The 12,369-nt window shown below is 50.4% G+C and carries 12 protein-coding genes; 8 read left to right on the forward strand and 4 right to left on the reverse strand.

The features are described from left to right. Positions 1–105: 105 nt before the first annotated feature. From BCF53_RS17045 to map, 8 genes are all read left to right on the forward strand, one after another. Positions 106–504: a hypothetical protein gene (locus BCF53_RS17045; RefSeq protein WP_132703597.1), complete on the forward strand. Its 399-nt coding sequence runs from the start codon at positions 106–108 to the stop codon at positions 502–504. Between the two features lie 84 nt (positions 505–588). After that, the gene (locus BCF53_RS17050) at positions 589–897 is read left to right on the forward strand and encodes a hypothetical protein (protein ID WP_132703599.1); all 309 of its coding nucleotides are present in this window, start codon (positions 589–591) and stop codon (positions 895–897) included. Positions 898–1,020: 123 nt separating this feature from the next. Next, positions 1,021–1,464: a hypothetical protein gene (locus BCF53_RS17055; RefSeq protein ID WP_132703601.1), complete on the forward strand. Its 444-nt coding sequence runs from the start codon at positions 1,021–1,023 to the stop codon at positions 1,462–1,464. A 64-nt stretch (positions 1,465–1,528) separates the two neighbouring features. Next, the gene (locus BCF53_RS17060; RefSeq protein ID WP_132703603.1) at positions 1,529–1,918 is read left to right on the forward strand and encodes a hypothetical protein; all 390 of its coding nucleotides are present in this window, start codon (positions 1,529–1,531) and stop codon (positions 1,916–1,918) included. Positions 1,919–2,012: 94 nt separating this feature from the next. Further along, positions 2,013–2,336: a hypothetical protein gene (locus BCF53_RS17065; RefSeq protein ID WP_132703605.1), complete on the forward strand. Its 324-nt coding sequence runs from the start codon at positions 2,013–2,015 to the stop codon at positions 2,334–2,336. A gap of 93 nt (positions 2,337–2,429) precedes the next feature. Continuing rightward, the gene (locus tag BCF53_RS17070) at positions 2,430–2,729 is read left to right on the forward strand and encodes a hypothetical protein (RefSeq protein WP_132703607.1); all 300 of its coding nucleotides are present in this window, start codon (positions 2,430–2,432) and stop codon (positions 2,727–2,729) included. 184 nt (positions 2,730–2,913) lie between these two features. Continuing rightward, positions 2,914–3,120 (forward strand): ParD-like family protein, encoded by a 207-nt coding sequence (locus tag BCF53_RS17075; protein ID WP_132703609.1) that lies wholly within the window; start codon positions 2,914–2,916, stop codon positions 3,118–3,120. Continuing rightward, a complete protein-coding gene (gene map, locus BCF53_RS17080; protein ID WP_132703611.1) occupies positions 3,113–3,886 on the forward strand; it encodes a type I methionyl aminopeptidase in 774 nt (257 codons plus the stop codon). The genes BCF53_RS17075 and map overlap by 8 nt, the downstream gene beginning before the upstream one ends. A gap of 574 nt (positions 3,887–4,460) precedes the next feature. Here map and BCF53_RS17085 read toward each other — a convergent pair. The 4 genes from BCF53_RS17085 to BCF53_RS17100 form a co-directional block, all read right to left on the reverse strand. Continuing rightward, entirely contained in the window at positions 4,461–5,627 is a 1,167-nt protein-coding gene (locus BCF53_RS17085; protein WP_132703613.1) for a 3-phosphoglycerate dehydrogenase family protein, read from the reverse strand. Between the two features lie 122 nt (positions 5,628–5,749). After that, positions 5,750–6,862 carry a phosphoserine transaminase gene (locus BCF53_RS17090; RefSeq protein WP_132703615.1) on the reverse strand — a complete coding sequence of 371 codons (1,113 nt, stop codon included), beginning with the start codon at positions 6,860–6,862 and terminating at the stop codon, positions 5,750–5,752. 248 nt (positions 6,863–7,110) lie between these two features. After that, positions 7,111–10,689 carry a pyruvate:ferredoxin (flavodoxin) oxidoreductase gene (gene nifJ / locus BCF53_RS17095; protein WP_132703617.1) on the reverse strand — a complete coding sequence of 1,193 codons (3,579 nt, stop codon included), beginning with the start codon at positions 10,687–10,689 and terminating at the stop codon, positions 7,111–7,113. After that, positions 10,686–12,329, reverse strand: coding sequence for an NAD(P)-binding protein (locus BCF53_RS17100; protein ID WP_207902770.1), 1,644 nt, complete (start codon positions 12,327–12,329; stop codon positions 10,686–10,688). Before BCF53_RS17100 ends, nifJ begins: the two co-directional genes overlap by 4 nt. Between the last annotated feature and the right edge of the window lie 40 nt (positions 12,330–12,369).

Below are 12,369 nucleotides of genomic sequence, written 5' to 3' on the forward strand. Positions count from 1 at the left end.
ACGAGCAAATGTATAACTGAGGAGCCCGGTGCGGTAGTTCCGCACGCCGGGATCTGTATGGGGGCGGTTCGGGTAACTGGCCGTCCTATCATGACCGTGTAGAGTATGAAAGAAATCTATAGGGATTTAATAGTTATCATTGTAGCTGCAATAAGCACTTTGATTTGGATGTTTGGATTTGGAAAAATTCACTACTTGCTATACATCGCAGTTGGTGCACCGGAGCAACCTACTAAATGGCTACATTTAATGTTACTTGCCCAATCCTGCTTAATGGGTTTTCTTCCTAGCATGGCAGTAGGCGGAATTATGCAATCATTAAGGTCTTTTTGGGTTTATGTTATAGCTGTGTTTTCGTGCGTACTTTTTGTTACAGCCTTCATGAATCCAAATGCTGTTTTAGGTCGGCTTTCAAGTTCTGGTTTTTGGTACTTTATTTTAGGTGGTTTGCTGGGTGGCGCTTTGCCACAGCTATGGCTAACTGCACGTAACAAAACGCTGTAGCAATACGGCTTTAGATACACCGCTTCGCGGCAGGCCGTAGGACTCGCATACGCTCGCCGCTAAGCTTGGCGTTAGGTTTTTCTTATGAGTAACCCCTTACAAGCTCTTAAAATTGATTATTGGTATAAAGCAGTCCTTGTAATATGTACCGCTCTACTAATTATTTGCCTGACAGTTCCATTACAAGGTGTCAGTAATCCTATTGCATCGTTGATTTGTATTGGCGGAATTTTTATTGGCTTGGGAGAGTGGATAAATCATCCACTGCAAACCAGTGTCGGAAATGGTTTTCAGATAACCGGTCACCCAAGGCGTTTTAACTTCCTTGGTTCTGTTTTCGTTTTGATCGGCCTAGGGTTAGTAGGTTACGGTGTATATTCTATTGTACCTTAAACCTAACAAACCAAGGCTACTCAGGCCACAACTCCGCTCCGCGGTTGGCCTTGGACTCAAACACGCTATGCGCGTTTTTGCCGTAGCTTAGGAACGTTAGCTCAAGGAAGTGGATAGCTAAATATGAACTCAAGTGATAGTAAGCTTCTAAAGAAAGTTAGCCAATTAGAGCGTAAGTTAGAGAGTGGGATTAGTGAAACTGAGAGAGAAGGATATGTACCCAATAAGTACGGAACATATGACTCACTACTTCTCAGGAATAAACTATTTGAAATGTATTCTGAATTAGTTAATAAGCATCCGTCCGAAGAATACTTTCAGTATCTGCAAGCTAGTTCTTATTGGCGAGCAAAATCCTATGCAGAAGCTCTGAAAATTTATGACCAGGTAATATTAGCAAATGGACTCTATAGAGTAGCCTCTTTGAAAATGCAATCCTGCATTTTGTTTGAAATGGAAGAGTTCGAAGTGGCAGAAGAAAAATATGAACTCTATAAACAAGAAGCCAGAGCTGCAGGTGAAAATGTGTGGCGAGAAAAAGTAAGTGATCTATATCCTGACAGCTAGCAAGCGCAGGCTGTCGGGCTAACGCGCGCCGCTTAGCTTTGCATTAATGCATGGAAATGAACCAGTGGAAATAAAACTCTTTTGGTCTGAATCCTCCGGGAAGACTATACCAGTTTGCCAAACTGATGTTTTTAGCGAAGACGGAACCGATATCTTAGGATGCCTGTTAATGGATGACGGTGGCCTTCCAGAAGAAAGTACTTTCAAATGGGTTGAAGAAGGGTTAATTAGAGTTAGTGCAGTTTTATCTAAAAGTGAGGACTCTCAAGATTGGAATCGAGAATCATGGGGTGCAATTATTAGCTCTACTAATGTTCAGGTTTATTCGCTCTTAGATAAATCGTGTAGCGTACTTTTAGATATCAACACTTTCAATACTGCGTTACAAGAGTGGCAAGGCTTTATTGAATCCAAAGAACGGACTAAAGAAGTAAAGCATGTTGTTTCTCACTAAAGCATTTAATAAGCGCAGTCTGGTATGGGCGAATTTTCCGCTAGCGCTACAAATTTAGGAAAGCTGCAGGCGTTATGGCTAAGGTCTAATTAAGATGTTAATTATCTTTAAAGTCGTAGTTGGTTTTTTGATTCTTTCAACTCTCTATTGGTTTTATCTCTGCAAAAAAATGTATGGCATGCTTGGAACCCGCCATGAGAGTGTATACGAGGAACTAGGAAAACCGACATTATTTCTAAATAATACGATTGAAAATGGACGTAAGTTTAATCGTTTCCTGTTTAAGCGCGAATGGTTAAGTCTCGATGATGTGGAATTGGAAAAGCATGGGGGGTTTATGTATTTCTATTTCTTTGTGCATGGCGCCATATTTGTTTTTCTAATCGTAGGAAATTTCTTTGGGTGGTTTAAGCCTTAGTATCAAGTTTGAATTGAGACACCTCTAGCTAACTTAACCAGAGGTGTTTACGCCAAGGCACAACAACCCACGAAAGACATGGAAATATTCAACTTGGAATTTCTTTTACTGGCATTTGTCATCCATATAGTAGGTTCCTCAATATGTATGTGGTTGGCTACAAAGTTTAGTTTTGTTGATTTAGAGCTTAAGCAAGTAGCTGTAATTGTTATCACCGTAAGCCTATTAGGTTTACTGCCTTATGTAGGCTTCATTCTATGCACAATACTTTTCATTGTATTAGTCATGCGGTTATCGGGTTGTTCCGCATTTGATGCAGCGGCTGTCGGTATATTCACAAATATTTTTGTGTTTTCTGTAGTGGCGATAACAGCTCTTTCTTTGGTTTCGTGAGCTCAACAAGCCAAGCTGTAATGGCCTAAAACGGTTTATCAGCGAATGCCGGGCCTGGGGAAAACCGCGACATCGGCACTGTTATTACCGGTGTGTAAAGAATCAAACTTCCTCTCTGACTATATTGCCAGCTTATCTTTCAGTATATATGATTCGTATATAGATCATATATTAGGGGTTGGCTGTGGGTATTGTTAAAATTGGCGACGAACTGCATGGGGAAATTCGTAAGGCGAGCACAGTGATGGTTCGCTCTATCAACGCCCAGGCTGAGTATTGGATAAAGATTGGCATGCTTGCCGAGGCAAACCCGACGATGTCTTTTTCAGACATTATGCGCGACCAAATGAAGTTGGCCGACGTTGACGTAAGGAAGGCTGTCGGTGGCTAGCGTAAAATTGAAAAGCTCTGAAGAATTGAGCGTAATGCGTGAGTCTGGTCGGCTTCTGGCCATGGTTTTTGATTACCTAGATCGCTCTATCGGCGTTGGCATCTCAACCATGGAGATCAACAACCTGGCGGAACGGTACATTACCGAAGAGCTGAACGCCCGGCCGGCGAGTAAAGGCCAGTATGGGTATCAATATGTTCTGAATAGCTCTGTAAACCGCGTTGTATGCCACGGCATTCCTTCAACCACACAAATGCTGAAATCCGGTGACATCATCAATGTTGATATCACACTAGAGCAGGGCGGTTTTATCGCTGATTCCAGCAAAATGTACATGATCGGTAACGTCACTCCAACCGCTAAGCGTTTGGTTGAAAAAACCTATGAGGCTATGTGGGAAGGAATACGGTGTGTAAAGCCCGGCGCGACCCTTGGTGATATTGGCCATGCCATTCAAAGCCATGCCCAGAAGCATGGCTACTCTGTTGTTCGCGAATATTGCGGGCATGGTATTGGGCGAGAAATGCATGAAGAGCCACAGGTGCTTCATTATGGTCAGGCAGGTAAAGGTTTAGCTTTGAAGGAAGGGATGGTGTTTACCATCGAACCGATGATTAATCAGGGTAAGGCCAAGGTTAAGCTGAAAAAGGATGGCTGGACCGTTGTTACCAGCGATAAGAAATTATCTGCGCAGTGGGAGCATACCATCGCCGTTACTTCCGATGGTTACGAGGTGCTGACGCTTCGGGCCGAAGAACGAACTTAACAGGCTGACAGGCATATCAAAAGGTGAACCTAAAACACAATAACTAGTGGGCCAATTTAGGGCATTGAGCCAAACTTTTTGGTCTATATCGTTATGGCTTTTTTTAATTTGTGTCGGCCTAAAGGCCGACCTACAGGTTGGCTAAATGTGCCGGTTTAATTGGGGTTTGTAGGTCGGGCTTTAGCCCGACAAGTATAAAACTCAATAACTAGTCGGCCAAGTTAGGGCATTGAGCCAAACTTTTTGTCTATATCGTTGTGACTCATTTTAATTTGTGTCGGCCTAAAGGCCGACCTACAGGTTGGCTAAATGTGCCGGTTTCGTTAGGGTTTGTAAGTTGGGCTTTAGCCCGACAAGTATAAAACTCAATAACTAGTCGGCCAAGTTAGGGTATTGAGCCAAACTTTTTGGTCTATATCGTTATGGCTTGTTTTGATTTGTGTCGGCCTAAAGGCCGACCTACAGGTTGGCTAAATGTGCCGGTTTAATTGGGGTTTGTAGGTCGGGCTTTAGCCCGACAATAGCACTCAAATAAACGAAAAACGGAGCCTGCCGGGGCTCCGTTTTTTTGTGCCTAAATAGACCGTAAATGAAACACCTGCTCATCATCCGCAATCGCATCCAGCACGGCTTGTGACGGGGCAGTTTCCAAATCCAGAATATTGTATGCAATGTTATCGCGGCTCTTGTTGAGCATATCCACCACGTTCAGGTTTTGCTCCGCCAGCAGGTTCAGTACATGGCTGAGTACCTTGGGTACGTTCTGGTTGGCAAAACATAGGCGGTGCGCGGTGGTTCGTTCCAGTTCGCAGTTAGGAAAGTTCACCGAGTTGCGAATGTTGCCATGCTCAATAAACTCCACGAGCTGCTGTGCACCCATGATCGCGCAGTTGGCTTCCGCTTCCGAGGTGCTGGCGCCAATGTGTGGCATGGCCAGAACATCGGTACGGTTGATCAGCCCCGGTTCCGGGAAGTCGGTGACGTAACAGGCAACGGTGCCGGCATCCAGTGCTTCAATCATATCGGCGCTGTTCACAATACTGCCGCGGGCAAAGTTGAGCACGCGGGCACCCTGTTTCAGGGTGGCGAGCGTGTCTTTGTTGAGCAGGTTTTGCGTAGCGGGAATGGCCGGCACATGCAGGGTGACATAATCGGAACGGCCCAGCAGCTGCTGAATGTTTTCGGCTTTTTGCACCTGTGAAGGTAGGCGCCAGGCTGCGTCTACGGAAATGGCCGGGTCAAAGCCAATCACGTTCATGCCCATATTCAGCGCCATGTTGGCAACGTTAGAGCCAATCGCGCCCAGGCCAATGACGCCCAGTGTTTTGCCCATCAGCTCCTGACCTTTGAACTGCTTCTTCTGCGCTTCCATCATTGGGCCCATCTCATCAGAGCTGATGTTGGCCATGCCAGCAGCGAAGTTCATTCCGGCATAGATGCCCCGTGATGACAGCAGTAGCCCGGCCATCACCAGTTCTTTAACCGCATTGGCATTCGCACCGGGGCTGTTAAATACCACGATGCCCTGTTCGGTGCAGCGCTGAACCGGCACATTATTGACGCCGGCACCGGCGCGGGCGATGGCTTTTAACCCTTTGGGGAATTCCAGTTCGTGCAGGCTGGCACTGCGCAGCAGAATGCCATCGGGCTCGGCAATTTCGCTGGCCACTTCGTAGCGGTCACGCGGGAACTGATCCAGCCCTTCAATGGCAATGGTGTTATAGGTTCTGATTTTATACATGAGTCTTTCCTGTAGCTTTACCGGCGTGTCCCCGGCATTTTTGTTTTTGTTGGGTACAGTAAAAAAGCGTTCTGTTTTCAGTGCCGCCAGCGCTGGTTCTGGCGGCTTTGTACTAAGGCGTTTTAGGCCACTTCGTTATAGGCCCACTCCAGCCATGGCAGCAGGGCTTCCAGGTCGGCGGCTTCAACCGTCGCGCCAGCCCAGATGCGCATACCGGCCGGTGCATCTTTGTAAGAGCCAATATCGAAGGCTACTTCTTCATCGGCCAGCAGTTTGATCATGGCTTTGACTTTGGCGGCGTCTAAATCGAGGCTGAAGCACACGCTGGTGTTGGAGCGGTTGGCTTCGTTTTCGGCCAGGAAGCTGATCCACGGTGTTTTCTCAACAAAGGCGCTCAATACCGCCAGGTTTTGTTCCGATTTAGTAATGGCCGCTTTGACACCACCGATTTCTTCCACCCAGTTCAGGGCATCCAGATAATCGGCCACACACAGCATGGAAGGTGTGTTGATGGTGGCACCTTCAAAGATACCTTCTATCAGCTTGCCTTTGGCTGTTAAGCGGAAGATTTTTGGCAGGGCGCGATCCGGCACGTAGCTTTCCAGGCGCTCAACGGCACGCGGTGACAGAATCAGCATGCCGTGGCCACCTTCGCCGCCCAGCACTTTTTGCCAGGAGTAGGTGATCACATCGAGTTTTTCCCATGGCATATCCATGGCGAATACCGCCGAGGTGGCATCGCAAATGGTCAGGCCAGTGCGGTCATCGGCGATCCAGTCGGCGTTATCCAGCTTAACGCCCGAGGTGGTGCCGTTCCAGGTGAACACAACGTCGTGCTCCGGGTTCGCCTGGCTCATATCCGGCAACTGGCCGTATTCAGCGGTGACGGAGGTTACGTTTTCCAGCTTCAGCTGTTTGGTGATGTCGGTGATCCAGCCCTGACCAAAGGATTCCCAGCCGAAAACATCGACCGGGCGCTGGCCCAACAGGCTCCACATCGCCATTTCCATCGCACCGGTATCGGAGCCGGGCACCACACCCACGCGGTAACCTTCAGGAAGACCAAGAACCTCAGCGGTTTTGGTGCACGCCAGAGACAATGCGGCCTTGCCAATAGCCGAGCGGTGGGAGCGTCCAAGCAGGCTCAGATCCAGCTTGGAAACATCATAGCCCGGGCGCTTGCTGCATGGTCCTGATGAAAAGTTCGGATTATTGGGTTTAACGCTTGGTTTCATCTTGGCTTTCTTCCTGTTGTAGGTTGATAACGTGATTTGCTGTTTTTGTAACTACTTATGCTAAGTGTTTGATGGGAAATTGAACACTGATGTCGGTGCTATTTTTAGCATATCTATGATGCGAATAGTGCATATATAAGTTGTGATTATTGCCTTGCTGAAAAGAACAACCCCGCACACGGCTGCGGGGTTGTTGTGGGTTTGGCAATGACCGGCTTTTCAAGGCCGGTCGCACCGGTGCAAACCGCTTACTCGTACATCGGCTGGAAGTCTTTTGCCTGCCGCGTTGCCATTTGCTCGTAGTTATCCCAGCGCAGTTGCAGCGCCTCGTTAGCCAGCGCTGTTAAGCGCTCGGCCTCCTCGGGGTGGGAGCGCAGCAGCTGCAGATACCGACCTTCATTCATCCGGTAATCCTTCAGGCTGATGCTTGGCCGCAGGCTATCCAGCGTAAACGGGTTGGTGCCGGATTTGCGCAGCAGCGGGTTGTAGCGCAGCAATGGCCAGTGGCCGCTGTGAACCGCCAGCTTTTGCTGTTTCAGGCCATCGGTCATGTTGATGCCGTGCGCAATGCAGTGGCTGTAAGCGAGGATCAGCGATGGGCCAGGGTAGGCCTCGGCCTCGCGCAGCGCCTGCAAGGTTTGCTGCGGGTTGGCACCCAGAGCGATGCGCGCGACATAAACGTTGCCGTAGGCAATGGCCTGCATGGCCAGATCCTTTTTACCGACCGGCTTGCCACCGGCCGAGAACTTGGCGACTGCACCCAATGGCGTGGCTTTAGACATCTGACCGCCGGTATTGGAGTACACCTCGGTATCCATCACCAGAATGTTGACATCACGGCCGCTGGAAAGAACGTGGTCAAGGCCGCCATAGCCGATATCGTACGCCCAGCCGTCACCCCCGATAATCCAGATGCTGCGGCGCAGCAGGTGGTCGGCAATGGATTCGAGCTGACGTGCCTGTTCGCTGTCGATCTTTTCCAGCTGTTTCTTCAGGCATTGAATGCGGCTGCGCTGCTTGCGCAGTTCCGACTCCAGTGCCTGGGGTGCGTTGAGAATTTCCTCGGCGCTGATGTTGACCAGCTGGTTTTCAATTTCCAGCAGCGATTGAGCGGCATCCTGACGGTGTTGATCCGCCGTTAAACGGAAGCCCAGGCCGAATTCCGCGTTGTCTTCAAACAGCGAGTTCGACCAGGCCGGGCCACGGCCTTCGGTGTTTACACTCCACGGTGTGGTTGGCAGGTTGCCGCCGTAAATGGAGGAACAGCCGGTGGCGTTGGCTACCATCATGCGATCACCAAACAGCGAGGAAATCAGTTTAAGGTAAGGCGTTTCACCACAACCGGCACAGGCACCGCTGAATTCAAATAGAGGCTGTAAGTACTGCGTGCCGCGAACGGTCGAGAAATCAACGCGTGAGCGATCCGGGTAGGGCAGTTTTTCAAAGAATTCGAGGTTAACCTTTTTCTCTTCCAGAACATCGAGCACCGGCACCATGTTAATGGCTTTCTTACCGTTTTCATCCACCGCCGGGCAGGCCTGCACGCAAAGCTGACAGCCGGTGCAATCTTCAGCGTACACCTGCAGGCTGTAGCGCGTTTCCGGGAAGCCTCGGGCTGTGGTTTCGCACGATTTAAACGATTCTGGCGCGCCCTGCAGTTCGCTTTCGTGATAGATCTTGGCGCGAATGGCCGCATGCGGGCAAACGAAAGAACAGTTGCCGCATTGAATGCAGGTTTCCGCGACCCACTCCGGTACTTCCTGCGCAACTAAGCGCTTCTCCCATTGGGTGGTGCCGTTTGGGTAAGTACCGTCGACCGGAATTTGACTGACCGGAATTAAATCACCAAAGCCTGCGAGCATTTTGGCGGTCACATTGCGAACAAAATCCGGCGCTTTTTCAATACGTTTGTCGGTCTGGTTTTCTTTTTGGATAACCTTGCCGGGTTCTACTTTAAACAGTTCGGCCAGGCTGGCATCCACGGCGAGAAAGTTTTGTTCAACCACCTTCTGGCCTTTCTTCGCGTAGGTCTTTTCAATGTACGCTTTGATTTTTTCGATGGCTTTGTCTTTGGGCATGATACCGGAAAGCGCAAAGAAGCAGGTTTGCATTACTGTATTAATGCGGTTGCGCATATTGGCACTGCGCGCCACTTTATAGGCATCAATGACATGCAGCTGAATGTTTTTATCAACAATCTGCTGCTGTACTTCGGTGGGCAGTTTTTCCCAAACGTCTTCAGCGCCGTAGGGCGAGTTTAGAAGTAATACGGCGTCTTGCGCGGCAACATTTAGAATGCCCGGCTGATGAATAAATTTAAACTGATGAATACCAATAAAGTTGGCAGACTGAATCAGGTACGGCAAATCAATTTTGTGTGGGCCAAAGCGTAAATGCGAGACGGTTTGCGAGCCGGATTTTTTCGAGTCATAAACAAAATAAGCCTGCGAAAAATACTCCGGGTCTTCGCCGATAATTTTAATGCTGTTTTTGTTGGCGCCCACGGTGCCATCCGAGCCTAAGCCAAAGAATAATGAGCGAACGATTTCTGACTGTTCAATAACAAAGTTTTTATCAAACGGCAGGTGCGTGAAGGTCACGTCATCTTCAATGCCCACCGTGAAGTGGTTCTTCGGTTTTTTCGCTGCAAGGTTATCGTAAACCGCTTTTACCATCGCCGGAGTAAACTCTTTTGATGATAAACCATAGCGGCCGGCAACAAACTTCGGCAACGTTTCAATCTCACCGTCGTTATAGGCTTCGGTAAAGGCGGTGACCACATCCAGATAAAGTGGCTCACCTAAACTGCCCGGCTCTTTGGTGCGATCGAGTACGGCAATTTTCTGTACGGTTTTTGGAATCGCGTTAATGAAGTGCTCTGCAGAAAACGGCCGGTACAGGTGTACTGCCAGTACGCCGAGTTTTTCGCCCTGAGCATTCAGGTAATCCACGGTTTGCTGCACGGTGGCGACGGCCGAACCCATCAGAATAATGATCTTTTCGGCATCTTCAGCGCCGTAGTAATCGTACAGGCGGTACTGACGGCCGGTTAAGCGCGCGAATTCATCCATGCTGTTCTGAACGATATCCGGTGTTTGTAGGTAGAAGCTGTTTGAGGCTTCACGGCCCTGGAAGTAAACATCCGGGTTTTGTGCGGTACCGCGAATGATTGGGTTTTCCGGTGCCAGCGCGCGGGCGCGGTGTTCGCGAACCCATTCGTCTTTGATCAGTTCACGCAGGGTGGCATCCGGGATCATTGCAATCTTGTTGACCTCGTGTGAGGTACGGAAACCATCGAAGAAGTGCACAAATGGCACTCGTGCTTGCAGTGTGCTGGCGTGAGCGATGGCGGCTAAATCGTGCGCCTGCTGCACCGAGTTGGAGGCCAGCAAGGCAAAGCCGGTGTTGCGTACCGCCATCACATCCTGATGATCACCAAAGATCGAAAGCGCCTGCGCCGCCAGCGAACGAGCAGCAACATGAAATACCGAGGCAGAAAGCTCGCCGGCAATCTTGTGCATGTTCGGGATCATCAGCATCAGGCCCTGCGATGCGGTAAAGGTGGTCGAGAGCGAGCCGGATTGCAGCGCACCGTGAACCGTTCCTGCGGCACCGCCTTCACTTTGCATTTCCATAATGCACGGGGATTGGTTCCACAGGTTTTTGCGGCCTTCGTCTTTCCACTGGTCGGCCAGCTCGGCCATGGTGGAAGACGGCGTAATCGGGTAAATAGCGCACACTTCACTGAGGCGGAAGGCGACATCGGCGGCGGCTTCATTGCCATCCATACTGGCCATAACCGGCGCTGTTTGTTGGTTTTTGCTCATGCTTTTTCCTCCACGTCGGTTCGGTCCATCAGCGAGATGGCGTGTGTCGGGCACTGTGAAATACAGGCACCGCAACCGGTACAGAGTTCATAGTTAATGCGGTAGCCGCGGCCTTTGCCGAGAATCTCAATGGCATCTTCCGGGCAGGCCCCAAAGCAGCTGTCGCACTCAAAACAGTTACCGCACGAATAGCAGCGGCTGGCTTCGTAGCGGGCTTCTTTTTCATCAAAGCCACGCAACACCTCATCGAAGCTGGCGGCGCGCTGATCGGCTGGCAGGGCTTCCTGTTCAAATGATTTTGAATCGGTTTTGTACCACAGCTGCAGTTCTTCAAACGGAATCAGTGGCGGGCTGGGTGGCTTTTGCCAGGTGCGGTCGTTCAGCCAGGCATGAATGCACTGGGCGGCCTTGCGGCCATGGCCGGTGGCGTAGGTGACCGAGCGCGTGCCCGGTGTCATGTCACCGCCGGCAAACAAACCGTTGTAGCCGGTCATGAACTGATCGTTTACCCGAATGGAGCCGTCTTCGGCAAGTTCGATATCCGGTATGTCTTTAAACAGGTCGGCCTCGATCTTCTGGCCCAATGCCAGAATTAAAGAGTCGGCCGCCAGGTATTCGAACTCGCCGGTGGGCTGCGGCTTGCCGTGTTCATCCAGCTGCATTTTTTCCACCTGAATCTGATCCTGTTCAACACCTTTAATGGTGCGCAGCCAGTTGATCTTAATGCCTTCCTGTTCGGCTTCGGTGGCTTCAAAATCGTGCGCCGGCATGTGGGCGCGGTCGCGGCGATAGATGATCAAGGCTTCTTCCGCACCCAATCGTTTGGCTGTACGGGCTGCATCCATTGCGGTATTGCCGCCGCCATAAACCGCAACACGGCGGCCGAGTAACGGCTGAGTGTCGCCGTTTTCCACATCACGCAGATAGGTCACAGCATCGAGCACCTTGCCGGCATCGCGTGAGGGAATATCCACCTGGCTGCCAATATGCGCACCAATGGCCACGAAGACGGCGTCGAAGTAGCCGTTTTTCTTTTCTTCCAGCACGTTTTCGACGCGCCGGTTCAGGTGAATTTTCACACCCAGGCGTTCAATGCGGGCGATCTCTTTATCCAGTACGTTGCGCGGCAAGCGGTACGAGGGAATGCCGAAGCGCATCATACCGCCGGGCTTTTCTGCCGCTTCGTAGATTTCCACGCTGTGGCCCTTTCTGGCCAGATGATAGGCGGCAGAAAGGCCGGCCGGCCCGGAGCCGATAATCAGTACGCGGCGCCCGGAAGGGCCACGGTCGGGTTTGAAATCCCAATTATTTTTAATGGCTTCATCACCCAGAAAACGCTCAATGGCATGCACGCGAACCGGTTCATCGGCCTGAGTCCGGTTACAGCCTACTTCACAGGGGTGGTAGCAAACCCGGCCGTGAATGGCGGGCATTGGGTTTACTTCGGTGAGCGATTGCCACGCCTTGTAGCTGTCGCCTTCCTGAACCAGGGCGATCCATTGCTGAATGTTTTCTCCGGCCGGGCAGGCGGCATTGCAGGGTGGCAGCAGATTTTTGTAACGCGGGCGCAGGTTAGACACCAAGCCAGAGCCTTTTCGGCCGATCAGATCGGGCGGCAGGGTCATATCGAACGACTTCATATGTAGATCCTTTATTTTTTTTATGGGTGGCATAGCTTTA

The organism is Reinekea marinisedimentorum, assembly GCF_004341165.1.
GTDB lineage: Bacteria > Pseudomonadota > Gammaproteobacteria > Pseudomonadales > Natronospirillaceae > Reinekea > Reinekea marinisedimentorum.